Origin of the sequence: Aeromonas sp. FDAARGOS 1411 (assembly GCF_019047125.1) — a bacterium.
GTDB classification, from domain to species: Bacteria; Pseudomonadota; Gammaproteobacteria; order Enterobacterales; family Aeromonadaceae; genus Aeromonas; species Aeromonas veronii.
Window position 1 is genome coordinate 676,971 of sequence record NZ_CP077214.1, and the last position, 24,136, is coordinate 701,106.

At 58.0% G+C, this 24,136-nt stretch carries 22 protein-coding genes and 1 pseudogene; 14 read left to right on the forward strand and 9 right to left on the reverse strand.

What is annotated here, in order from left to right; genetic code table 11:
• Window positions 1-88 precede the first annotated feature (88 nt).
• The 3 genes from I6L41_RS03015 (at window position 89) to I6L41_RS03025 (ending at window position 2,982) form a co-directional block, all read left to right on the forward strand.
• On the forward strand, window positions 89-340 hold the full coding sequence (locus I6L41_RS03015; RefSeq protein ID WP_005337686.1) for an FmdB family zinc ribbon protein: 252 nt from the start codon (window positions 89-91) through the stop codon (window positions 338-340).
• Between the two features lie 32 nt (window positions 341-372).
• Window positions 373-2,139, forward strand: a complete 1,767-nt coding sequence (aspS, locus tag I6L41_RS03020) for an aspartate--tRNA ligase (protein WP_129503677.1) — start codon at window positions 373-375, stop codon at window positions 2,137-2,139.
• Between the two features lie 102 nt (window positions 2,140-2,241).
• Window positions 2,242-2,982, forward strand: a complete 741-nt coding sequence (locus I6L41_RS03025; protein ID WP_005337681.1) for a YebC/PmpR family DNA-binding transcriptional regulator — start codon at window positions 2,242-2,244, stop codon at window positions 2,980-2,982.
• A gap of 237 nt (window positions 2,983-3,219) precedes the next feature.
• Here I6L41_RS03025 and I6L41_RS20860 read toward each other — a convergent pair.
• From I6L41_RS20860 to adhE, 4 genes and pseudogenes are all read right to left on the reverse strand, one after another.
• A pseudogene (locus tag I6L41_RS20860) lies at window positions 3,220-3,432 on the reverse strand (PT domain-containing protein); the annotation flags it as partial.
• Window positions 3,336-3,560, reverse strand: coding sequence for a PT domain-containing protein (locus I6L41_RS20865; RefSeq protein WP_367947676.1), 225 nt, complete (start codon window positions 3,558-3,560; stop codon window positions 3,336-3,338). The pseudogene I6L41_RS20860 and the gene I6L41_RS20865, both read right to left, overlap by 97 nt.
• A gap of 21 nt (window positions 3,561-3,581) precedes the next feature.
• Window positions 3,582-4,801 (reverse strand): IS3 family transposase gene (locus I6L41_RS03035; RefSeq protein WP_216961908.1). Its coding sequence is split into 2 segments (ribosomal slippage): window positions 3,582-4,453 and window positions 4,453-4,801, totalling 1,221 coding nucleotides; the frame shifts between segments, so codons are not numbered across the junction.
• A 107-nt stretch (window positions 4,802-4,908) separates the two neighbouring features.
• Window positions 4,909-7,575: a bifunctional acetaldehyde-CoA/alcohol dehydrogenase gene (gene adhE, locus I6L41_RS03040; protein WP_106844015.1), complete on the reverse strand. Its 2,667-nt coding sequence runs from the start codon at window positions 7,573-7,575 to the stop codon at window positions 4,909-4,911.
• A gap of 840 nt (window positions 7,576-8,415) precedes the next feature.
• On the opposite strand from adhE, the gene I6L41_RS03045 reads away from it, so the two are divergent.
• The 7 genes from I6L41_RS03045 to I6L41_RS03075 all read left to right on the forward strand — a co-directional run bounded on the left by I6L41_RS03045 (window position 8,416) and on the right by I6L41_RS03075 (window position 16,174).
• Window positions 8,416-9,051, forward strand: coding sequence for a YchE family NAAT transporter (locus tag I6L41_RS03045; RefSeq protein ID WP_005337678.1), 636 nt, complete (start codon window positions 8,416-8,418; stop codon window positions 9,049-9,051).
• Between the two features lie 280 nt (window positions 9,052-9,331).
• Window positions 9,332-10,951, forward strand: a complete 1,620-nt coding sequence (locus tag I6L41_RS03050) for an ABC transporter substrate-binding protein (protein WP_216961912.1) — start codon at window positions 9,332-9,334, stop codon at window positions 10,949-10,951.
• Between the two features lie 98 nt (window positions 10,952-11,049).
• Window positions 11,050-11,970 (forward strand): oligopeptide ABC transporter permease OppB, encoded by a 921-nt coding sequence (oppB, locus tag I6L41_RS03055; RefSeq protein ID WP_005337672.1) that lies wholly within the window; start codon window positions 11,050-11,052, stop codon window positions 11,968-11,970.
• A 14-nt stretch (window positions 11,971-11,984) separates the two neighbouring features.
• Window positions 11,985-12,896 (forward strand): oligopeptide ABC transporter permease OppC, encoded by a 912-nt coding sequence (gene oppC, locus I6L41_RS03060; RefSeq protein ID WP_139407229.1) that lies wholly within the window; start codon window positions 11,985-11,987, stop codon window positions 12,894-12,896.
• A gap of 54 nt (window positions 12,897-12,950) precedes the next feature.
• Window positions 12,951-13,931 (forward strand): ABC transporter ATP-binding protein, encoded by a 981-nt coding sequence (locus I6L41_RS03065; protein WP_005337668.1) that lies wholly within the window; start codon window positions 12,951-12,953, stop codon window positions 13,929-13,931.
• The gene (gene oppF, locus I6L41_RS03070; RefSeq protein ID WP_005337666.1) at window positions 13,932-14,927 is read left to right on the forward strand and encodes a murein tripeptide/oligopeptide ABC transporter ATP binding protein OppF; all 996 of its coding nucleotides are present in this window, start codon (window positions 13,932-13,934) and stop codon (window positions 14,925-14,927) included. It abuts the gene before it with no gap.
• Between the two features lie 302 nt (window positions 14,928-15,229).
• On the forward strand, window positions 15,230-16,174 hold the full coding sequence (locus I6L41_RS03075; RefSeq protein ID WP_216961914.1) for a TerC family protein: 945 nt from the start codon (window positions 15,230-15,232) through the stop codon (window positions 16,172-16,174).
• A 65-nt stretch (window positions 16,175-16,239) separates the two neighbouring features.
• On the opposite strand, the gene alr is transcribed toward I6L41_RS03075, so the two are convergent.
• Window positions 16,240-17,466: an alanine racemase gene (gene alr, locus I6L41_RS03080; protein WP_021230622.1), complete on the reverse strand. Its 1,227-nt coding sequence runs from the start codon at window positions 17,464-17,466 to the stop codon at window positions 16,240-16,242.
• 173 nt (window positions 17,467-17,639) lie between these two features.
• Here alr and I6L41_RS03085 point away from each other — a divergent pair, with 173 nt between their 5' ends.
• Window positions 17,640-18,089, forward strand: a complete 450-nt coding sequence (locus tag I6L41_RS03085; RefSeq protein WP_040067858.1) for an isoprenylcysteine carboxylmethyltransferase family protein — start codon at window positions 17,640-17,642, stop codon at window positions 18,087-18,089.
• A 93-nt stretch (window positions 18,090-18,182) separates the two neighbouring features.
• On the opposite strand, the gene tapW is transcribed toward I6L41_RS03085, so the two are convergent.
• Together tapW and I6L41_RS03095 are read right to left on the reverse strand one after the other, a co-directional pair.
• A complete protein-coding gene (tapW, locus tag I6L41_RS03090) occupies window positions 18,183-19,322 on the reverse strand; it encodes a type IVa pilus ATPase TapW (RefSeq protein ID WP_005361600.1) in 1,140 nt (379 codons plus the stop codon).
• A 58-nt stretch (window positions 19,323-19,380) separates the two neighbouring features.
• A complete protein-coding gene (locus I6L41_RS03095) occupies window positions 19,381-19,737 on the reverse strand; it encodes a DMT family protein (RefSeq protein WP_005353120.1) in 357 nt (118 codons plus the stop codon).
• Window positions 19,738-19,849: 112 nt separating this feature from the next.
• Between I6L41_RS03095 and I6L41_RS03100 the strand changes: the two genes are divergently transcribed.
• The 3 genes from I6L41_RS03100 (at window position 19,850) to I6L41_RS03110 (ending at window position 22,549) form a co-directional block, all read left to right on the forward strand.
• Complete coding sequence (locus I6L41_RS03100) at window positions 19,850-20,581, forward strand: ABC transporter substrate-binding protein (protein ID WP_216961916.1); 732 nt, start codon at window positions 19,850-19,852, stop codon at window positions 20,579-20,581.
• A 97-nt stretch (window positions 20,582-20,678) separates the two neighbouring features.
• Entirely contained in the window at window positions 20,679-21,686 is a 1,008-nt protein-coding gene (gene btuC / locus I6L41_RS03105) for a vitamin B12 ABC transporter permease BtuC (protein ID WP_216961918.1), read from the forward strand.
• Between the two features lie 65 nt (window positions 21,687-21,751).
• Window positions 21,752-22,549 (forward strand): ATP-binding cassette domain-containing protein, encoded by a 798-nt coding sequence (locus tag I6L41_RS03110; protein WP_216963807.1) that lies wholly within the window; start codon window positions 21,752-21,754, stop codon window positions 22,547-22,549.
• A 22-nt stretch (window positions 22,550-22,571) separates the two neighbouring features.
• Here I6L41_RS03110 and aac(6') read toward each other — a convergent pair whose 3' ends face one another.
• Window positions 22,572-23,030 carry an aminoglycoside 6'-N-acetyltransferase gene (aac(6'), locus tag I6L41_RS03115; protein WP_216961920.1) on the reverse strand — a complete coding sequence of 153 codons (459 nt, stop codon included), beginning with the start codon at window positions 23,028-23,030 and terminating at the stop codon, window positions 22,572-22,574.
• A 6-nt stretch (window positions 23,031-23,036) separates the two neighbouring features.
• Window positions 23,037-24,101 carry a 3-deoxy-7-phosphoheptulonate synthase gene (locus I6L41_RS03120; RefSeq protein ID WP_005353109.1) on the reverse strand — a complete coding sequence of 355 codons (1,065 nt, stop codon included), beginning with the start codon at window positions 24,099-24,101 and terminating at the stop codon, window positions 23,037-23,039.
• Window positions 24,102-24,136: the final 35 nt, after the last annotated feature.

Below are 24,136 nucleotides of genomic sequence, written 5' to 3' on the forward strand. Positions count from 1 at the left end.
TGGCGAAAGGAGGCTGCTGGCCATTTTACCCAAAAGGGGGTTTTCCTCTATAATGCCAGCCCTTTTGTTTTTCAATTTCTTGTGACCCATGCCTATCTACGAATATCGTTGCGACGTCTGTGGCCATGAATTGGCAAAACTGCAAAAGCTTTCCGATGCCCCCCTGACCGACTGTCCGGCCTGTAGCAAGCCGAATCTGGTCAAGCTGATATCGGCGGCAGGCTTCCGGCTCAAGGGAACCGGATGGTACGAGACTGATTTCAAACCGGGTAAGAAAAAGAATCTGGCCAGCTGTGAGACAGACGGTGCTTGCCAGTCGTGCCCGGCGGCCCAAGGTTAACCGTCTCTCTACAATTTCGAAGGAAGAAGTCCATGCGCTCTATCTATTGCGGACAGGTCAATGAGGCCCATGCAGGGCAGACCATTACATTGTGCGGTTGGGTTCATCGTCGTCGTGATCTCGGCGGTCTGATCTTTATCGATATGCGCGACCGGGAAGGGATCGTTCAGGTGTTCTTCGATCCGGACAAGCCGGACGCGTTCGCCCTGGCCTCCGAGCTGCGCGGCGAGTTCTGCATCCAGGTGACCGGCGTGGTGCGTACCCGTCCCGAGTCCCAGCGCAACAGCGACATGGCCACTGGCGCCATCGAAGTGTTCGCCCACGAACTCAACATCATCAACCGTGCCGAGCCGCTGCCGCTGGACTTCAATCAGGTCAACAGCGAAGAGATCAGCCTCAAGTATCGCTACCTGGATCTGCGTCGTCCCGAGATGGCCAAGTACCTGAAGACCCGTGCCAAGGCCAGCGCCTTCGTACGCCGCTTCATGGACGAGCACGGCTTCCTCGATATCGAGACCCCGATGCTGACCAAGGCCACCCCGGAAGGTGCCCGTGACTATCTGGTGCCGAGCCGCGTGCACAAGGGCAAATTCTACGCTCTGCCGCAATCCCCCCAGCTGTTCAAGCAGTTGCTGATGATGTCCGGCTTCGATCGCTACTACCAGATCGTCAAGTGCTTCCGTGACGAAGACCTGCGTGCAGACCGCCAGCCGGAATTCACCCAGATCGACGTGGAGACCTCCTTCATGACCGCGCCGCAGGTGCGTGAAGTGATGGAAGAGATGATCCGCAAACTGTGGCTGCACATCCTGAACGTGGATCTGGGCGACTTCCCGATCATGACCTTCGACGAAGCCATGCGTCGCTACGGCTCCGACAAACCGGACCTGCGTCTGCCAATGGAGCTGGTTGATGTGGCTGATCTGCTGACTGCTGTCGAGTTCGCCGTGTTCGCGGGCCCCGCCAACGATCCGAAAGGCCGTGTGGCTGCCCTGAAAGTCCCGGGCGGTGCCGAGCTCTCTCGCAAGCAGATCGACGAATACACCAAGTTTGTCGGCATCTACGGTGCCAAGGGCCTGGCCTGGATGAAGGTCAACGAAGCGGCCAATGGTATCGAAGGCGTGCAGTCTCCGGTTGCCAAGTTCCTCTCTGACGCCATCGTGCGCGAGATTCTGGCTCGTACCGGCGCAGCCGACGGCGACATCATCTTCTTTGGCGCTGACAGCAAGAAAGTGGTCTGCGATGCTATGGGCGCCCTGCGTCTGAAAGTGGGTCGCGATCTGGGCCTGCTGGAGAACAGCTGGAAACCGCTGTGGGTCATCGACTTCCCGATGTTCGAGGAAGATGGTGAAGGTGGTCTGGCCGCCATGCACCACCCGTTCACCGCGCCGAGCAACATGAGCCCGACCGAGCTGAAAGCCAACCCTGTGGGTGCTTACGCCAACGCCTACGACATGGTGATCAACGGCTACGAAGTGGGTGGCGGCTCTGTCCGTATCCACAACAGCGAGATGCAATCCACCGTGTTCGACATCCTGGGTATCACCCCGGCCGAGCAGCGCCTGAAGTTCGGCTTCCTGCTGGATGCCCTGAAGTACGGTACCCCGCCGCACGCCGGTCTGGCCTTCGGTCTGGACCGTCTCAGCATGCTGCTGACCGGCACTGAAAACATTCGGGACGTCATTGCCTTCCCGAAAACGACCGCGGCCGCCTGTCTGATGACAGACGCCCCCAGCCTTGCCAACGCCGCCCAACTGGGTGAGCTGGCGATTGCAACCACCGTCAAGGGCGACGAGTAAGCCGATACCGGCACCGGAGGCCGCCGCCGTGCGGCCTCTGTGTTTCCCTTGGGTTAGTCATGATCAGTGTTACTGACATTTAAAAAATAACGGAGAGTCTCTATGGCAGGTCACAGTAAATGGGCCAACATCAAACACCGCAAGGCCGCTCAGGACGCCAAGCGTGGCAAGATCTTCACCAAACTGATCCGCGAAATCACTACCTCCGCGCGTCTGGGTGATGCCGATCCCGCCAACAACCCGCGTCTGCGTGCTGCGGTGACTGCCGCCCTGACCAACAACATGACCCGCGACACCATCAATCGTGCCATTCAGCGTGGCGCCGGTGGTGGCGATGGCGAACAGCTCGAGACTATCGTGTACGAAGGTTACGGCCCGGCTGGCTCTGCCGTGATGGTAGAGTGCCTGACCGACAACCGTAACCGTACCGTAGCCGAAGTGCGCCACGCCTTCAGCAAGTGTGGTGGCAACCTGGGTACTGACGGCTCCGTAGCCTATCTGTTCAGCAAGAAAGGTCTGCTGACCTTCGTGGGCGTAGACGAAGATGCCCTGATGGATGCCGCGCTGGAAGCGGGCGCCGATGACGTGGTCACTGAAGAGGATGGCACCATCGAGGTGTACACCACCCCGAACGACTTCGGTACCGTGCTGGATGGTCTGGAAGCTGCCGGCTTCAAGGCCCAGAGCGCCGAAGTGACCATGATCCCCTCCACCGAAGCGGAGCTGGATGCAGAGACTGCACCCAAGCTGATGCGTCTGATCGACATGCTGGAAGATCTGGACGACGTGCAAGAGGTGTATCACAACGGCTCCATCTCCGATGAAGTCGCTGCGACCCTCTGATTGCTTAATCGTGCTCTCCCGATGGCAGCCTGATGGCTGCCATTTTTTTATCTTTGCATCGTGGCAACTGCTGATGTGTCGGTTGCACAACCGGTGCAACAACTCTCTTTACTGACAGTCTTTCCCGCTTTCTCCGCGCATTATCATTGATCTGTCCCTGCCAGTCGGTTGGCCCTGCACGTATGCCAGTCGCAGTTCTGCTGCATTGCGTTAGCGAGGCTCCGATTATCCTGTTTATCACACCTTTAGCTCTTGAGATGGCGTTGACTGCTCACATCTGCCCGTCAGGGTAATTGCGTTGCGGGTAGGGGATGGGAGGTGATGGAGCGTGCTCTTGTTATCAGAGGGGGCCATCAATACAGAGTGACAGGTTGGGATGTCGATAACGGATTGGCTGGGGCGAGTTGGTTGGTTGGTTGGTTGGTTGGTTGGTTGGTTGGTTGGTTGGTTGGTTGGTTGGTTGGTTGGTTGGTTGGTTGGTTGGTTGGTTGGGACGTTAGGGGCTGCACTACCGCAATCGGGTGGAGAGAGGAGCTCTGTGATAAGTGGCTGTCTAGTCCTGAAATAGGTTTACACATTTTCAACTAGCATTTCTCTACTCAGAACCCCCTATGTACCGCATCGGGGGTTCTGTATTTCAACGCATGATGCGGCCGCTCCGCGTTGTAAATATCCACCGCTTCACGCACCATTTCCCGCGCTTGCATCAAATCCTGCGGGCTTTGCAACAACAACTCTCCTTTCAAAATCCCGTTCACCCGCTCCGCCAACGCATTCTGGTAACAGTCATACCCATCCGTCATCGAGCATTTCACCCCGTACCGTTCATGTAGTGACTGATACAGCCCCGAGCAATACTGCACGCCGCGGTCCGAGTGATGGATGAGTTCACCGCCGCCACGCCGTTGCTTCAGCGCTTTCTTGAACGCCATCGCCACCGACTTGGCGTGCATCCCTTGGTGCACATGATGGCCCACTATCTTGCGTGAGTACGCATCCGTCACCAGGCTCAGGTACAGCGGCCCGCTCCTGGCTGGCAGATAGGTGATATCAGCGACCCAGACCTGCTCCGGGGCCACCGGCATGACCTGCTCTGGCCCCGCCTTGAGCAAGTTGGGATGACGGTAGAAACGGTGAAAACTGTGGGTGGTCTTGTGATACGCCCGTCTGGGGTGCACCAGCAGGCGGTGCTCGGCCAATATCTGAAACAGCCTGTCCCGCCCGACCTTGAGCCCGCCATCCTCCTGACCCTGCAGCAGATAATGCAGCTTGCGAGTGCCCACCCGAGGTTGTCGCAGTCGAACCTGACGCACAAAACGCACCACTTGCAATCCCTGTGCATGGCGCTCGTCGGCGACCCGATTGCGCTTGTAGTAAGCCTGCCGGCTTATCCCCAGAAACAGGCAAGCCCTGACCATGGTCAGCCTCTCGACTTGCCGCTGCGAGAGGACTTGCCGGGTCGCTTTTTTACGATGGAGACGCCGTAGTCATTCTTCAGTACATCGACGACGGCCTCAAAGAACCGGGCCTTCTGACTCATCAGCGCCAACTGCTGCTCGAGTTCCTTGATGCGCTGTTCGGGCGTCTGGTTGTCGGGGTCAGGCATGGTGATGCTCCTGCCGGCGCGTACAGAAGCCCCCTGGCTCCAATCTTGCCGACCATGTTTACGCAACCATACCAGAACGGTGGAGCGGCCCTGAATGCCATAACGCACCTGAGCCTGTTTATAGGTGAGCTCGCCTTTTTCAATCTGCTCGACCAGTGCCAGTTTAAAAGTCAGCGAGTAATCGCGCTGTGTCCGTTTCACACCTTGTCCCATCGGGTTCTCCATTTATTGGGAGGAAAGGTGTAAACCATATTCAGGACGGGACAGGCAGATAAAAAAAGCCCGCGCAGTGCGCGGGCTTGTTATCTCAGGACTGGTTATCAGGCCTTGGATTTCTTCTTGCCTTCAACCTTGGCTTCAACCGGGGCAGCAGTTACCGGAGCGGCTTCGGTGAACGGACGACCGTAGTAGGAGTCCAGCAGAACCTGCTTCAGCTCGCTGATCAGCGGGTAGCGCGGGTTGGCGCCGGTGCACTGGTCATCGAAAGCTTCGATAGCCAGCTGGTCAACCTTGGCCAGGAAGTCAGCTTCAGTCACGCCAGCTTCGCGGATAGAGGCCGGGATACCCAGGGTCGCCTTCAGCTCGTCCAGCCAGGTCAGCAGCTTCTCGATCTTGGCGGCGGTGCGGTCACCGGCAGCAGTCAGACCCAGGTGGTCAGCGACTTCGGCGTAACGACGACGAGCCTGCGGGCGGTCGTACTGGGAGAACGCAGTCTGCTTGGTCGGGTTGTCGTTCGCGTTGTAGCGGATGACGTTGCTGATCAGCAGGGCGTTAGCCAGACCGTGCGGAATGTGGAACTCGGCACCCAGTTTGTGAGCCATGGAGTGGCACACACCCAGGAAGGCGTTGGCGAACGCGATACCGGCGATGGTGGCAGCATTGTGCACCTTCTCACGAGCGATCGGGTCGTTGGCACCGTTCTGGTAGCTGGACGGCAGGTACTCTTTCAGCATTTTCAGGGCTTGCAGTGCCTGGCCGTCGGAGTACTCGTTAGCCAGTACGGAAACATAGGCTTCCATGGCGTGAGTCACGGCATCGATACCACCGAAGGCACACAGGGACTTCGGCATACCCATGACCAGGTTGGCATCAACGATGGCCATGTTTGGGGTCAGCTCGTAGTCAGCCAGCGGATACTTCTGACCAGACACTTCATCGGTTACTACCGCAAACGGAGTGACTTCAGAGCCGGTACCGGAAGTGGTGGTGATACAGACCAGTTCGGCCTTCACGCCCATTTTCGGGAACTTGTAGATACGCTTGCGGATGTCCATGAAGCGCATGGCCAGATCTTCGAACGCAGTGTTCGGGTGCTCGTACATCACCCACATGATCTTGGCCGCATCCATCGGTGAACCACCGCCCAGCGCCAGGATAACGTCCGGTTTGAAGGAGTTGGCCATCTCGGCACCCTTGCGAACCACAGCCAGGGTCGGGTCAGCTTCTACTTCGTAGAACACTTCCACTTCCATATTCTGTGCTTTCAGCAGGCTGACCAGTTCATCGGCGTAGCCGTTGTTGAACAGGAAGCGGTCAGTTACGACCATGGCACGCTTTTTACCTTCCAGGTCGCTCAGAGCGATCGGCAGGGAACCACGACGGAAGTAGATGGATTTCGGAAGTTTGTGCCACAGCATGTTTTCTGCCCGTTTTGCGACTGTCTTCTTGTTGATCAGGTGCTTCGGACCCACGTTTTCGGAGATGGAGTTACCGCTCCAGGAGCCGCAACCCAGGGTCAGGGACGGAGCCATTGCGAAGTTGTACAGGTCACCGATACCGCCTTGGGTAGACGGAGTGTTGATCAGGATACGCGCGGTCTTCATCTTGTCGCCGAAGTACTTGATGCGGTCAGCGTTGCGGTCCTGGTCGGTGTACAGACCGGAGGTGTGGCCGATACCACCGATGTTGACCATGTCACAGGCCATATCAACGGCGTTTTCGAAGCTGCTAGCACGGAACATACCGAGCAGCGGGGACAATTTCTCGTGAGCAAACTCATCTTCTGCACACAGCTTGACGCCTTCACCGATCAGGATCTTGGTATCAGCCGGTACAGTCACGCCTGCCATCTCGGCAATCTTGGTGGCTGGTTGGCCAACGATGTTGGCGTTCAGGGCACCGTTGATCAGGATGACTTTACGTACCTTGTCAGCATCTTCTTTGGAGAGCACGTGGCCCTTGTGGGATGCAAAGCGCTCTTTAACTTGGTCGTAGATGGCATCAACAACGATGACCGCCTGCTCGGAAGCACAGACCACGCCGTTATCGAAAGTCTTGGACATCAGGATGGAGGCAACCGCACGCTTCACGTCGGCAGTTTCGTCGATAACGATAGGTACGTTACCGGCACCCACACCGATAGCAGGCTTACCGGAGGAGTAGGCTGCTTTCACCATGCCCGGGCCACCGGTGGCCAGGATCAGGTTGATGTCGTCGTGCTTCATCAGGGCGTTGGAGAGCTCAACAGACGGTTGGTCGATCCAGCCGATGATGTCTTTCGGCGCACCAGCGGCAACAGCGGCATCCAGTACCAGCTTGGCAGCGGTATTGGTGGAGTTCTTGGCACGGGGGTGCGGGGAGAAGATGATGGCGTTGCGGGTCTTGAGCGCGATCATGGATTTGAAGATCGCAGTGGAGGTCGGGTTGGTGGTCGGAACGATACCACAGATGATACCTACCGGCTCGGCGATGGTGATGGTACCCATCTGATCATCTTCGCTCAGAATGCCGCAGGTCTTCTCATCTTTGTACTTGTTGTAGATGTATTCGGAGGCGAAGTGGTTCTTGATAACCTTGTCTTCGATGATACCCATACCGGATTCTTCCACGGCCATCTGGGCCAGAGGGATACGGGCGTTGTTGGCGGCCAGGGCGGCGGCACGGAAGATCTTGTCTACCTGCTCTTGAGAGAAGCTGGCGAATTCACGCTGGGCTTCCTTAACGCGGGCGACCAGTGCATCCAGTTCAGCCAAATTGGTTACTGCCATGTTTATCTCCTGATTATTTGAAAACTGTTTAGTAAGACGTTGGCAATGCCCGGCAATTATAGTCGCCCTGTCAAGACGGTATCGTTGCAACAGCTTTTTCACATGCCTTACTAAATCGCTTTCTGAGTCGATTATAGAGCGGGGCTGACTCAGAAAAACTTGATCTGGATCATGTGTAACAAAAGAACAAAAGAAATTTTATTTCACAATCCTTGTTTGACTGATGTTATCGGAATGTGCATCAAAGGGAAAGGTGAGAGGCTTGTTAACGCAGGGTAATAAACCACATTTATCAAGTGGTTAATTGCAATCGAACATAGGATTGCAGAGCTATTTTGGCGGTATAGGTTAGTAAATATGAGTGAATCGGTTTCAAAATCACCGACAAACGCACTTTATTCCAGCGTTTGTTGCAAAAATGATTGTTGTTTTAATCCATGACTAATCCGCTTTATTCCCCGAGGGGGCCATTTCTGCCCGCTTTCCCGGTTTTTGCATTGTGGCTCTCTTGCCGAGTCAATGAAGTGATGTCTGGCCTGAAATAGTAGGAAGGCAAAGCTTGGATTCTCTCGAGTCGCTTGGTCATTCGGTCAGTCATCGTCGGACTCTCTGGTCATGATTAAGCAGGCTTGCGCTCACTTTTCTGGCGCGTGTCGGGCGGTAGAAAGGGCTTTTGGCATCGGTTTATGCCAGTTAGCGCGGATGCATTAGATGAACTAACTAAAAAACCCTCAAAATGGTGAGATTATTTGATTGGTACCCACTCTGGCTATGATGTAAATTTACGCACGAAATTAATGGACTGGCCCGCTGGGCCCGAAACTCTATTGGAAGGCGCCTATGGCAGCAATTGACGTCTCGTTGTATCTGAAGTTTTTTGTCGGTTTGTTCGCAATTATCAACCCGCTTGGTTTGTTGCCGGTGTTTGTCAGTCTGACCAGCCACCATACCCAGGCCGAGCGGATGAAAACCAATACCACCGCCAATATCGCGGTGATGGTGATCCTGCTGGTCTCCATGTATATGGGGCAGCTGATCCTCGATGGGTTTGGCATCTCGCTGGCGTCGTTCCGGATCGCCGGTGGGTCGCTGATTACCCTGATTGCCTGGTCGATGCTGCAGGGCAAGCTGGGCGAGGTGAAGCACAACAAACAGGAGAAGGGTGAACTGGCGGTGCGCGAGTCTATCGCCGTGGTACCGCTGGCGCTGCCGCTGATGGCGGGCCCAGGTGCCATCTCCTCGGTGATTGTCTATGCCAGCCAGAGCCACTGGCAGCAGCTGCTCGGTATGTCTGTGGTTGTCGTGGTCTTCTCTTTCTGCTCCTGGCTCATCTTCCGCGCCGCGCCGCTGCTGTTCAAGATCATGGGCAACACCGGCATCAACGTGGTGACCCGTATCATGGGTCTTATCATGATGTCGCTGGGTATCGAGATCATGGTGGCCGGTATCAAGGGGGTTTTCCCCAGTTTGATGTGAGCCAGCTCAGCTTTATGAAAGCCGGTCCTCGTGACCGGCTTTTTATTGGTTGCTTTTTGCCCGGTCTTTTCTAGAATCGGTCGTTTGTGTGAAAAATGAGCGCCTTGCCGGTGTTTTAATACTGAAAAAGCGCACCTTAGCTGTTTTTTTTGACCAGAAAATGACGATTACCCTGACAATATCTGTTGCATTATCGGAATTGGCAGGGAATTATGCTGGGAGCGGGTTTTAACCCCGTCACTTTAAAAAACGCATGGAATGTTCTTGTTGGAGTAGGGAAATGACTCATAAAAAAACAATGATTAACACATTGCTGGTGGCTGCACTGTTTGGTGGCGTCAATGTGGCTCAGGCTGCCGATGTTCCGGCGGGAACCAAGCTGGCTGAAGTCCAGCAACTGGTAAAAGGCAACGGCTCCGAGCCTGCGACCCTTGACCCGCACAAGACCGAAGGAACGGTCGAATCCAATATCCTGCGCGACCTGTTCGAGGGTCTCGTTGCATCCGGCCCGAAAGGGGAAATTCTCCCGGCTGTGGCTGAATCCTGGGAAACCAAGGATAACAAGCACTACGTCTTCCACCTGCGCAAAGATGCCAAGTGGTCCAACGGTGACCCGGTCACTGCCCACGATTTCGTTTTTGCTTTCCAGCGTGCCGTTGATCCGAAAACCGCCTCTCCTTACTCCTGGTATCTGGAGATCCCGACTATCGCCAACGCCACCGATATTATCGCTGGCAAGAAACCCGCTGATACGCTGGGCGTGAAGGCGACCGACGACTACACCTTCGAAGTGCAGCTCGAGAAAGCGATCCCTTACTTCGTCAGCATGCTCTCCCACACCACCACCTATCCGGTACCGAAGAAGGTGATCGAGAAGTTCGGTGACAAGTGGACCCAGCCGGAAAATATGGTATCCAACGGTGCCTATACCCTGAAGAACTGGGTGGTGAACGAGCGCGTCGAAGTGGAGCGCAACAAGCACTACTGGAACGATGGCAAGACCGTCATCAACAAGGTGGTCTATCTGCCCATCCAGTCTACCAACGCTGACCTGAGCCGCTATCTGGCGGGCGAAGTGGACATCACCTATCAGATGCCCATCGAGCGCTTCAAGCAGATGAAGAAAGAGAAGCCGGACGAGCTGAAAGTGACCGGTTATGTTGGTACTTACTACTACCAGTACAACGTCAAGAAGAAGCCGTTTGACGATGTGCGCGTCCGTACTGCGCTCTCCTATGCCATCGATCGCGACGTGATCGCCGACAAGGTGATGGGGCAGGGTCAGACGCCCGGTTACACCCTGGTGCCGGACTTCGTCGATGGCTTCAAGCCGGTAGCGCCCGAGTGGTCGAAGATGACCCAGGCCGAGCGTGATGCCAAGGCCAAGGCGCTGCTGCAAGAGGCCGGTTTCGATGCCAGCAAGCCGCTGAAGTTCGAGCTGCTCTACAACACCGACGACAACCACAAGAAAGTGGCTGTGGCTGTGGCTTCCATGTGGAAGAAGCTGGGGGTGCAGGTGAGCCTGGTCAACCAGGAGTGGAAAACTTACCTAGAAACCAAGAAACAGGGTCAGTTTGACGTAGGTCGTGCCGGCTGGATCGCCGACTACAACGAAGCCTCCTCCATGCTGGATCTGATGCAGACCACCCACGGCAACAACGACGGCAAGTACTCCAATCCGGAGTTCGACAAGCTGATGGATTCGTCCCGTGATCAGGTTGATGTGGCGGCCCGTAACAAGCTCTACGTCCAGGCTGAAGAGATCCTGGCCAAGGACATGCCGATCGCCCCCATCTACCAGTACGTGACTGCCCGTATGGTCAAACCCTATGTAGGCGGCTACCCGGCCAACCCGCTGGATAACCTCTACAGCAAAGATATGTACATCATTGCTCACTGATTTAAAGCAACAAGTCGCATAACAAGCAGGGCCCGCCGGACGGCGGGCCTTTATTACAACCGCGACCATTTGGAAGCAGTACAGGACAGGAAATGTCTATGTTGAAATTCATTTTTAAACGGCTATTGGAAGCGATCCCGACTCTGCTGGTCTTGATCACCGTCTCTTTCTTCATGATGCGTTTCGCCCCCGGTAACCCCTTTACCAGCGAGCGTTCACTGCCCCCCGAAGTCATCGCCAACATTGAGGCCAAATACGGGCTCGACAAACCCATTGGCATGCAATATCTCACCTACCTGGGCAACTTGGTGCAGGGTGATTTGGGCCCCTCTTTCAAATACAAGGATTTCACCGTCAATGATCTGGTGAGCCAGGCGTTGCCTGTATCCGCCAAGATCGGGACTACGGCCTTCTTCTTCGCCGTGTTGCTGGGGGTCACCTTCGGCACCATAGCGGCACTGAAACAGAACACCATCATCGATTATCTGCTGATGTCGTCGGCTATGGCCGGGGTGGTGATCCCGGGCTTTGTGCTGGCGCCCTTGCTGGTGCTGTTTTTCAGTATTCATCTGGGTTGGTTCCCTGCCGGTGGATGGCAGGGGGGTGGCATCCAGTTTATGGTGCTGCCGGTGTTCGGCATGATGATGTACTACATCTCTGCCATCTCGCGGATCATGCGGGGCAGCATGATCGAGACCATGAACTCCAACTTCATCCGTACCGCCCGTGCCAAGGGCTTGCCGCTGCGCCACATCATCCTGAAACACGCGCTGCGTCCGGCCATGCTGCCGGTGGTCTCCTATCTGGGCCCGGCCTTTGTCGGCATCATCACCGGTTCCGTGGTGATCGAGACCATCTTCGGTCTGCCGGGGATCGGTCAGCTGTTCGTCAATGGTGCCCTTAACCGTGATTACTCCATGGTGCTCGGTCTGACCATTCTGGTCGGCGCCCTCACCATCACCTTTAACGCTGTGGTCGATATTCTCTACGCCTTTATCGATCCCAAGATCCGTTACTAATTCGGGAGTTCATCATGGTTGTTTCAACTGAAAAACGCGATGCCGTCGAGGCGTTCGCGCAAAAAGTGGAAGTGGTGGAGGGACGCTCCCTGTGGAAGGATGCCCGTCGCCGTTTCCTGCGCAACAAGGCGGCCCTGACCAGCCTGATCATTCTGACCATCATCGGTCTGGCGGTCATCTTTGGCCCCCATTTGTCCCAATACACCTTTGACGATCCGGACTGGGGCGCCATGCAGTCGCCGCCCGATATGGAAGCGGGTCACTACTTCGGTACCGACAGCCTGGGGCGCGATCTGTTCGTGCGCACTCTGCTGGGTGGCCGGATTTCCCTGATGGTCGGCATCATGGGCGCCATGGTGGCGGTCATCATCGGCACCCTGTATGGCGCGGCCTCCGGCTTTATCGGCGGGCGGGTCGACAGCCTGATGATGCGGGTACTGGAGATCCTCAACGCCTTCCCCTTCATGTTCTTTGTCATCATGCTGGTCACCTTCTTTGGCCGCAATCTGGCACTCATCTTTATCGCTATCGGGGCGGTGAGCTGGCTCGACATGGCGCGTATCGTGCGCGGCCAGACTCTCAGCCTCAAGAGCAAGGAGTTTATCGAGGCGGCCCACGTCTGTGGCGTCTCCAAGTGGAAGATCATCACCCGTCACATCGTACCGAACGTACTCGGTATCGTGGCCGTTTACGCCACCTTGCTGGTGCCGGGGATGATCATGTTTGAATCCTTCCTGAGTTTCCTGGGCCTTGGGGTTCAGGAACCGATGACCAGCTGGGGTGCCCTGCTGGATGAAGGCTCCAAGTCGATGGAAGTGGCCATCTGGCAACTGCTGTTCCCCGCCGGTTTTATGGTGGTGACCCTGTTTTGCTTCAACTTCCTCGGGGATGGTCTGCGTGACGCCCTCGATCCGAAAGATCGTTAATCGAGCATCGGGTCGACAGGAAAGCATCACGAAAGATCGATAAGGAGTTTTTATATGAAGTTACTGGATGTGAAAGATCTGCGGGTCGAGTTCAAGACCCCGGATGGCAATGTGGTGGCGGTCAACGACCTCAATTTTTCTCTCTCTGCGGGTGAAACCCTGGGGATCGTCGGCGAGTCCGGCTCCGGTAAATCCCAGACGGCCTTTGCCATCATGGGGCTGCTGGCCAAGAACGGCATTATTACCGGTTCCGCCAAGTTTCAGGGCGAAGAGATCCTCAACCTGCCGGAGTCCAAGCTCAACAAGATCCGCTCCGAGAAGATCGCCATGATCTTCCAGGACCCCATGACCTCGCTCAACCCCTACATGAAGGTGCAGGATCAGCTGATGGAAGTGCTGATGTTGCATAAGGGCGTTAGCAAGGCGGAAGCGTTCGAAGAGTCGGTGCGGATGCTCGATGCGGTGAAAATTCCCGAAGCGCGCAAGCGGATGGGGATGTATCCCCACGAGTTCTCCGGCGGCATGCGTCAGCGGGTGATGATCGCCATGGCACTGCTCTGCCGGCCGCAACTGCTGATCGCCGACGAACCGACTACCGCACTCGACGTGACCGTACAGGCCCAGATCATGACTCTGATGAATGAGCTCAAGCGCGAGTTCAACACCGCCATCATCATGATCACCCATGACCTTGGCGTGGTCGCCGGTATCTGCAACAAGGTGCTGGTGATGTATGCCGGTCGTACCATGGAGTACGGCAAGGTAGACGATATCTTCTATCGCCCGAGCCACCCCTACACCGAAGGCCTGCTGCGCGCCATTCCTCGTCTCGATACCGAAGGGGAAGTGCTGCCCACCATCCCGGGCAATCCGCCCAACCTGCTGCGTCTGCCCACCGGCTGCCCCTTCCAGGAGCGTTGCCACCGTGTGAGCGAAATTTGCGGCCAACAGTCACCGATCCTGACCCCCTTCAACGACGGTCGGGAGCGTGCTTGCCACTGGGTTTCGGATGCCATGAACAAGGGGGCCAACTAAATGGGTGCCGACAAAAAATTGCTGTTGGAAGTGTCTGACCTCAAGGTCCACTTCAGTATCAAGAGTGGCAAGGCGTGGCCCTGGGCCAAACCGTCCGACCTCAAGGCGGTCGATGGGGTGACCTTGCGTCTCTATGAGGGGGAAACCCTCGGTGTGGTGGGGGAGTCTGGTTGCGGCAAATCGACCTTTGCCCGCGCCATCATCGGTCTGGTACCGGCCACCGATGGCAAGGTGGTGTGGCTGGGTGACGATCTCACCAAGCTCGATCAGAATGCCCTGCGCGAGAAGCGCAAAGAGATCCAGATGATTTTCCAGGATCCGCTGGCTTCTCTGAACCCGCGCATGACCATTGGCGACATCATCGCCGAGCCGCTCATCACCTTCTACCCCAACCTGCCGCGGGAAGAGGTGAAAGAGAAGGTGCGTGCCATGATGAGCAAAGTGGGTCTGTTGCCCAACCTGGTCAACCGCTACCCGCACGAGTTCTCAGGCGGCCAGTGCCAGCGGATCGGGATTGCCCGGGCGCTGATCCTCGAGCCCAAGATGATCATCTGCGACGAGCCGGTGTCAGCGCTTGATGTCTCTATCCAGGCACAGGTGGTCAACCTGCTCAAATCCCTGCAAAAGGAGATGGGGCTGTCGCTCATCTTCATCGCCCACGACCTGTCGGTGGTCAAGCATATCTCCGATCGGGTGCTGGTGATGTATCTGGGCAACGCCGTCGAGTTGGGGACCCGCAAGGAGATCTTTGCCAATCCGCTGCACCCCTACACCAAGGCGCTGATGTCTGCTGTGCCGATCCCGGACCCTGAGCTGGAGCGCAACAAGGTGATCCAGATCCTGGAAGGGGACTTGCCATCGCCGATGAATCCGCCGTCCGGTTGCGTGTTCCGCACCCGCTGCCCGGTGGCTGGCCCCGAGTGTGCCAAGACCCGCCCCGTGCTGGAGGGGAACTTCGATCACGCGGTCTCCTGCCTCAAGGTCGACCCGCTCTGATGGGGATGTGTTGAACCTGTTTGCGGGGCTCCTTGATGGGGCCCCAATTTATTTTTGACGGCAGTGAAGATGCCTCTTGGCGTTATCTTTTACCGCTGCTACTATCCGCGCAACAAGGGGAGTAACTTCTCGCCGGTTTGTCGTCATTACGGTGCACCCATTTCCTGCAGTGCACCCGGCAGCCGGGCAGTTGATGCAAATCAGCTGTAAGTGAGACCTTGCCGAGAGGCAAGGTGTATCTGCTCCAAACGCAAACCCACGCCTCTCGGTCGTGGGTTTTGTCGTTTTTGGGAGAAGTGAACATGGGTGAATGGTGGATGTGGACCGGTTTCTTCAGCATAGTGCTGGTCCTGTTATGGATAGACATACGCTTTGTCGGTGGCGGCAAGTCACACAAGGTGTCCCTCACAGAGGCGGGTGTCTGGTCCCTCATCTGGGTCAGCGTGGCGCTGCTCTTCAACCTGGCCATTTGGCTCTGGCTGGATCACAGCGCGGGCCGTGAGATTGCCAACCAGAAAGGGCTGGAGTTCCTCACCGGCTACCTCATCGAGAAAGCGCTGGCAGTAGACAACGTCTTCGTCTGGCTGATGCTGTTCGGCTACTTTGCCATTCCGGCCGAGCTGCAGCGCCGGGTGCTGCTGTACGGGGTACTGGGTGCCATCGTGATGCGTGCCGGTATGGTGTTCGCGGGCAGCTGGCTCATCGAGCAGTTCCACTGGATCCTCTATCTGTTTGGCGCTTTCCTGCTGCTGACCGGTGCCAAGATGCTGTGGGCGGCCGACAAGGAGCCTGATCTCGCCAACAACCCGCTGCTGGGCTGGATGCGCCGTCGCTTCAAGGTGACCGAGACCCTGGAAGGGGAGAAGTTCTTCGTCTGGCGTGACGGTGTGCGCTATGCCACCCCGCTGCTGTTGATCCTGGTGCTGGTGGAGGTGAGCGATCTTATCTTTGCGGTGGACAGTATCCCGGCCATCTTCGCGGTGACCACGGATCCCTTCATCGTGCTGACCTCCAACATCTTCGCCATCATGGGTCTGCGTGCCATGTACTTCTTGCTGGCCGGTGTGGCTGATCGCTTCGCCCTGCTCAAATACGGTCTGGCGCTGATCCTGATGTTTATCGGGGTCAAGATGCTACTGCTGGATATCTTCAAGATCCCGACCGGCATTGCACTGGGCGTAGTTGCATTGATCCTGCTGGCATCCATGGGGCTGAGTCTGTTTGTGACCCGTAAAAAGGCCGCTTGAGCGCGGCAGACAATTAAGCAATAACAACAAGGGCTCCCGCGGGAGCCCTTTTTCATATCGTCTTATCAGCGTTTGATCTTCTTGGGGTTGGTGTAGCCCCAGATGGTGTACATGTCCGCCAGCAGGGCGCCGTTGTACTCCTCCAGATCCGCCTGTTTCACTTCGGCTTCACCCTGACGGCCAAACAGCACCACCTCGTCGCCGGGTTTCACCCCTTTCAGGTCGGTCACGTCCACCATGATGGTGTTCATGGAGGTCTTGCCGACCACCGGCACCTTCTGACCCTGGATCAGCACATAGGCCTTGTTGCTCAGGGAGCGGCGATAACCGTCGGAGTAGCCCAGCGGCAGGTTGGCGAGCCAGGAGTCACGCTTGAGGGTAAATGTGCGGTCATAACCGACGGTGTTACCCGCTGCATAGTGGTTGACAGAGGCGACCTGGGTCTTGAATGCCATCACCCGCTTGTATTCGGTGTGGGAGGGGATGGAGTCACCGTAGAGCAGGCCGCCCGGGCGCACCATGTCGAAGTAGGCGTCCGGCACGGCCAGGGTGGCGAAGGAGTTGGCGGCGTGGATGGTGATCTTGCTGCGATCCAGCTTGCCCGCTTCCAGCAGCCACTGGGAGTCCAGTTTGAACTGGGCCAGCCCCATCTTGACGTCCTCTTTTTCCTCCACCGGGAAGTGGGTCATGATGCCGACCGGGGTGATCCCCTTGAGCTTGAGCATGGCCAGCGCATCCTGCTTGGCATCGGCCAGACGCAGGTCGATGCCGTTGCGGCTCATGCCAGCGGAGTTGAGCGCGATATGCACCGGAATGGTGGTGTGGTGGCGCTGGGCGATATCGGCGATACCCTGGGCACTGACCAGACTGCCGATCAGCTCCTCCATCTTGTAGGGCAGGGCCTGCTCTACTTCATCCGGGGTGGCAGCACGCACCCGCATCAGACGGCCGGTAAAGCCCTTCTCGCGGGCGACGCGCGCCTCTTCGTTGCTGGCGATACCGATGCAGGGGATATTGGCCTTGACCACGGAGGGGACCAGCAGGTCGATGCCATGACCGTAAGCGTCGGCCTTCATGATGGCGCAGATCTGCGGGCCCTTGTCGCCGAGGCGATCCTTGAGGGTCTGGATATTGTGTTCAAAGGCGCCCAGATCCACTTCCAACCAGGCGTTGCTGGCGGTTTGCTCCTGGCCGTTGCGATGATCCGTCGCAAGGGGCAGATAGGGAGCCGCAACGGCTTGGCCCGCGAGCAGGCCGAAGATCAGGGTAGCCAGCAGAGTTTTCTTGTGCATGGTGATTCCTTTTTGTTGTTCGCGTTGGATAGTTTGGACGGGGTCGGCCACATTGGTGGTGGTTTAACCACAACTTGTTGTTATTATTATGATCTTTGTCACTCTCAACAGGCGCTGACTGGTTGGGAGTCTACCGCAACACGGGTTCGGCCGACACTCGTCAGGGGAAGAAAATGGTCAATCTTGAGTTACGTTTGCCACCACCGCTGATCTTTCTGCTCTGTGCTGGTGTCATGTGGTGGCTAAGAGGGGAGAGTCAGCCCGGCATCTGGGCAATGACGCTGATGGCTATGCTGGTCGTGGCGGGGGCCATCATGGGCTTTGGTGCCCTGCAACGGTTTCGTCACCATCAGACCACGGTCAGCCCCACCAAACCGCAGCACACCAGTCGTCTGGTGACCTGCGGCGTCTATCGTGTCAGTCGCAATCCCATGTATCTGGGCTTGCTCTGCTGGCTGGCCGCCTGGGGCTGTTATCTCGGTGGAAGTTGGGTCTGGGTTGGGCCAATCGTGCTGGTTGCCTGGCTGACCCGCTTTCAGATCATGCCGGAGGAGCGGCTGCTGCGCGCCCGTTTCGGCGACGAGTATGTGGCGTATTGCCAGCGTGTTCGCCGTTGGTGCTGACTGGCTGTGAGCTGCGTGAGCTGAGGGATAAGTCGGGTCAGCCGTGCTGGATAAAGAGAACCCCGGGCGGGCCCGGGGTTCTCGAGGGGCTGGTTAGAAAAAATCGCCCTTCTCGTCCTTGGTGGGTTCGAGGCTCCAGCCGGTGGCATCGCTGCTGCTGGCAATCTGTCCCTTCTCCTTCCACAGCTTGATCTTGAGGCGCAGGTTGTTGGCCGAATCGGCGTTCTTCACCGCCTCTTCTTCCTCAATTACCCCTTCCACCACCAGATCAAACAGGGCACTGTCGAAGGTGACCATGCCGAGGGCCTTGGATTTCTCCATCACCTCTTTGAGGCCGCCAAATTCGCCGCGCTTGATCATGTCGCGGATGGTGTGGGTGCCGAGCATGATCTCCACTGCGGCCCGGCGGCCGCCATCGGTGGTTTTCACCAGCCGCTGAGAGACAAAGGCCTTGAGGTTGTTGCCCAGATCGTTGAGCAGCTGTGGGCGGCGCTCTTCCGGGAAGAAGTTGATGATGCGATCCAGCGCCTGGTTGGCATTGTTGGCGTGCAGGGTGGAGATGGCAAGGTGGCCGGTTTCGGAGAAGGCCAGCGCATGCTCCATGGTCTCGCGATCGCGAATTTCGCCGATAAGAATGACGTCCGGCGCCTGACGCAGGGTGTTTTTCAGGGCGGCGTGGAAGCTGCGGGTATCCACGCCAACCTCCCGCTGGTTGATGATGCTCTTGCGGTGGCGATGAACGAACTCCACCGGATCCTCGATGGTAATGATGTGCCCGCCGCTGTTGCGGTTGCGGTGGTCGATAAGCGCCGCCAGCGAGGTAGATTTACCCGAGCCGGTACCGCCGACAAACAGTACCAGACCGCGTTTCTCCATGATGGTGTCGAGCAGCACAGGCGGGAGTTTGAGATCTTCAAAGCGGGGGATGTCGGTCTTGATGTTGCGGGCCACCAAAGAGACTTCGTTGCGCTGCTTGAAGATGTTGACCCGAAAGCGGCCGATCTGGGGCAGGGAGATGGCGAGGTTCATCTCCAGATCCTTCTCGAACTGCTGCTTCTGCTCGCCATCCATGATCTCGGCGGCGATCCGCGCCACTTCCCCCGGCTCCAGCGGCGTTTCGTTGAGGGGGCGCAGGCCGCCGTTAAATTTGGCGCAGGGGGGCGCGCCGGTCGACAGATAGAGGTCTGAGCCATCCTGCTTGGCCAGGATCTGTAACATGTCTCGCAATTCCATTTTTTTGCCTCGTCGATCAATGAGATGCCATGAGCGGGATGATATTGAGTGTACAGCCTCAGGCGCCGGTCAGTTTCTCGCGAAAGACAAAAAAGACCGCACCGAGAATGCAGAGCCCTGCCCAGAGATAGTCCCATTTCAGATCTTCCTTGAGATAGAAGATAGAGAAGGGGACGAATACGGTGAGTGTGATCACTTCTTGCAGGATTTTAAGTTGGCCCACGCTCATCACCGTATGGCCGATGCGGTTGGCAGGCACTTGCAGCAGGTATTCGAACAGGGCGATACCCCAGCTCACCAGGGCGGCAATGATCCAGGGTTTATGGTTCATGCTCTTGAGGTGAGCGTACCAGGCGAAGGTCATAAAGACGTTGCTGCAGAGCAGCAGACCGATACTGGCGAAAATCGGGTTCATAGGGTTCTCCTTGAAAATCCGGCGCATTTTATCCCTGAACCACGGGTTTTCATACGTGGTGCGGGAGGGTATTTTTAACCAACAGGATAAGCCGTGCGAGGTATGCGACGGGATGGGCAAGTTATGCGGGATTGTGTTGTTACTGTTATTTGCCATGCCGGTGCGTGCGGCCCCGACGCTGACGGTGGCCACCGATCTGTGGCCGCCATTTCGCATCCTGCAAGCGGATGGCCGGTTGCAGGGGCTCGACATGGACATCCTGCGCCGGTTGCAACAGGCGAGCGGCATTGAGTTGCAGGTACGGCGGATGCCGTGGGGCAGGGCGCTCAAGCAGATGCAGACCGGTCAGGTCGATCTGATGATTGGACTCGCCTATACCGCCGAGCGGGCGCAGTTCATCGACTATCTGCAGCCTGCCTACTACCAGTGCAGGCCCGCGTTTTATGGTCAGCCGGTCAATGTGGCACGGATCCACCAATACCGCGATCTGCAGGGGGTGAAGGTGGGCTATGTGCTCAACTCCGCCTATTTTGAGCCCTTCAACAGTGACAGCCGCCTCGACAAGCACGGAGTACCCACCGAAGATCAGCTGCTGCGCATGGTGCAGCGCGGTCACCTGCCGCTGATGATTGGCACCGACTGTCAGGTTGACTATGCCCTGAGTCAGGGAAATGCCAGCCGGATAGGCAAGGCGGACTACCGCCCCGCCACGCCGGTAACCCTCTATCTGGGGATGAGCAAGCACTCACCTCACCAGTCGCTGCGCCAGCCCTTGCTGGTGGCGCTGCAAAATCTGGTGGCCAGCGGCGAGATAAGGGTGATGGCCAAGCGTTACCAGCCTTGACCTTGGGTGGCAAGCCACTGTTATCATGCCCTTTTCCTGCTTCTCCCCCGGCGCTGCGACAGGGCCGGGGGGAAGCCTTGTTATTCGGGGATCCTCTTTGTACCTCTCCCTTATCGCCCGCCAGCAGCGCTGGCAGCGGCGCTGGCTCTGTGGCCTGACGCTGCTGACCCTGCTGCTGTTTCTCTTCTCCCTCGTCTGGGGCAAGTTTGTGCTGCTGCCCTGGCAGCCCCTTGGCGATCTCGAACAGCGCATCCTGCTGGAGTTGCGCCTGCCGCGCGCCCTGCTGGCCCTCTTGGCTGGCGCAGCCCTTGCCTGTGGCGGCGCCGTATTGCAGGTGATGCTGCATAACCCGGTGGCCGAACCCGGGCTGCTTGGCGTTTCAAGCGGAGCAGGCCTTGCCGCCATGGTGGCGATGGCGGTGGCCAAATCCCTTGGCTTCTATCTGCCAGGCTGGGGGCTGTCGCTGGCGGCCTTCGGTGGCGCCCTGCTGGTGACCATGCTGCTCATTCGGCTGGCTCGCCGGGCACGCCTCGGCCATGCCCGCTTGCTGTTGTTTGGCGTTGCCATCGGTATTCTCACCAATGCCGCCATGACCTGGCTGATGTACTTTGCCGACGATGGCTCCTTGCGTGAATTCATGTTCTGGATGATGGGGAGCCTCTCTTACGGCAGCCAGCAGTTCGGCTGGTGGTGGCTGGTGCTGCCGCTTACCCTGGGCTGGCTCTGCTGGCAGGGCAAGGCGCTGCAACAGTTGTTGTTGGGGGAGACTCAGGCCCGCCTGATGGGGATGGATGTCGACAGGATGCGGGTGCGGTTGGTGCTGGCGGTCTGTCTGCTGACCGGTGTGGCGGTGTCGTTGTGTGGTGTCATCGGTTTTGTCGGGTTGGTGGTGCCCCATCTGCTGCGGCTCTGCGGTGGCAGCGATCAGCGCTTTCTGCTGCCTGCCTCGGCGCTTGGCGGCGGGGCCCTGCTGCTGGCGGCCGATCTGGTTGCTCGATCCACCCTGAGCGCGGGTGAGTTGCCTATCGGCGTCATCACCGCCTCGGTGGGGGCGCCGCTCTTTATCTACCTGCTATTGAGGCAAGCTGCCGATGGTGCTGCATGAATATCTGCATGATTTGGTCGGGGCGCGCAGTCTCCTTATTTACCCGTTGTTGAGGCAAGATGCCGATGTCACCCGCTGATCCCATGCCGGTTTCTTCTCGTGCTGCTGCGCCGCTGCTGGAGGCGCGCGCACTCGCCATTGCCGGACGGCTCTCTCCCCTGGATATCCGCTGGCATGGCGGCCAGCTGGTGGCGCTGCTTGGCCCCAATGGCAGTGGCAAGTCGACCCTGCTCGGGGCGCTGGCGGGGATTTTACCCGCCGATGGCACAGTGCTGCTGGGGGGGGAAGTGCTTACTGACCTGAGTTGGCCCGAGCTTGCCAAACGGCGTGCCATGCTGCCCCAGCGTCAGCCCCAGCTGTTTCATATTCCGGTGTTTCAGGTGTTGAGCCTGGGGCTCGATGAGACGGTTGCGCCCGCCAGACAGAACGAGGCGATCGTGGCTCTGTGCGAGGCACTGGAGCTGGAAGCCTTGCTGGCCCGGGACTTCAGCCGCTTGTCGGGCGGTGAGCAGCAGCGGGTGCTGATTGCCCGTACCCTGCTGCAGGTGTGGCAGAGCCTCAATCCGACCGGCAAGGTGCTGCTGCTGGACGAGCCGCTGGCGGGGCTCGACCTGCATCACCAGCTGGCGCTAGTGCGGTTGCTGAAAACCCTGGCTGGGCAGGGATTGCTGGTGGTGCTCGCCATCCACGATATCAATCTGGCCATCGACTGGGCCGACCGCATTCTCTGCCTGCAAGGGGGCGCGGTGGTGCGCGAAGGGGGTGTCGAGCTGGTGGATGAGGCGCTGCTGGAGCAGGTATTCCAGATCCGCACCGACCGCATCGAAGCGGCTGGCCGGGTGTGGTTTATGCCCAGTTTGTGAGAAACAAGAAAGGCCCTTGGCGTCAGCCGAGGGCCTTTTTGAAGAAGACGACCCGCTCCGTTTCGGCAAAGCCGAGTTGTTGGTGCATCTGCTGCGAGTCAAGATTGTCGATGGCGGCATCGGAGGCCAGTTCCCGGCAACCCAGCTCGCGGCCCCACTGCGCCACCCGAGCGATCAAGGCTTGGGCCACCCCACGCTGGCGCGAGGCCGGTTGCACATAGACCCCTTCCAGATACATCACAGGGCTGCTGTTGCAGCCATTCACGTAATCGTGGCGCAGGGCTGCATCGGCAAAGCCTACCGCCTGACTCTGCTCATCCAGCGCCAGAAAGGCGTTGAGATGTGCATTGGCCAACATCTCAACCCCTTCCTGCAGGTGGGCCGAAAGTGCGTGGTGCGGCCACAGCTGCTGGCGCAGGGTTGCCCACTGCGCCAGCAGCGTCTCGTCGAGGGGGACTATCTGCCAGCCGATATTCGTCATCGGGGCTCAGGCTTGCCGCTTGGCAAGGCGTACCAGTGCTGCCTCTGCCAGCATCGCCAGCAGGGTTTCGGTGTCGCTCCATGACAGGCAGGCATCAGTGATGCTCTGGCCGAAGGTGGCGGCGCAGCCGTTCTCTACATCCTGACGCCCTTCCACCAGGAAACTTTCGGCCATTATGCCGGCGATGCCGGTACGGCCGCGGCGCAGCTGATCGCAGATATCTTGCGCCACAAGCAGCTGACGGCGGTGATCCTTCATGCTGTTGCCGTGGCTGAAATCGACCACCAGACGCTCCGGCAGGCCCACATCGGCCAGCGCTTCACAGGCTTCATCGACACTGGCGGTGTCGTAGTTGGGGCGGTGGCCGCCACGCAGGATCACATGACCAAAGGGGTTACCGGCGGTGCGGTAGATGGTCATCTTGCCGTCTTTGTCCGGCGAATAGAAGATGTGGCTGTGACGGGCGGCGCGCACCGCATCGATGGCGATGCGGGTATTGCCGTCGGTGCCGTTCTTGAAGCCAACCGGGCAGGAGAGAGCCGAAGCCATCTCGCGGTGTACCTGGGATTCGGTGGTACGTGCGCCGATGGCGCCCCAGGTGATGAGGTCGGCAATATACTGGCCGGTCACCATATCGAGGAATTCGGTGGCGGTGGGCATGCCGATCTCGTTGATGTCGACCAGCAGTTTGCGCGCCAGTTTCAGCCCTTCGTTGACGTCGAAGCTGCCATCGAGGCGCGGATCGTTGATGAGCCCTTTCCAGCCGACGATGGTGCGCGGCTTCTCGAAATAGGTGCGCATCACGATGCAGAGGCTCTCTTTATACTGCTCGCGCAGGGCGTTGAGGCGCTGGGCATACTCGCGAGCAGCAGCGGGATCATGGATAGAGCAGGGGCCGACAATGACCAGCAGGCGCTGATCGTCTCCGGCCAGAATGGCTTCCACTTCGCGACGGGCATCCAGCAGATTCTGGGCAATGGTATCGGTGATCGGAAACGCGTGTGCAAGCTCGCTCGGAGTGATCAGTGACTCCAGGCGACGGGTGCGCAATTCATCTGTGTGAATGGACATACAACTCAAGTCTCGAGTGGGTGGTGTCAGCCGCA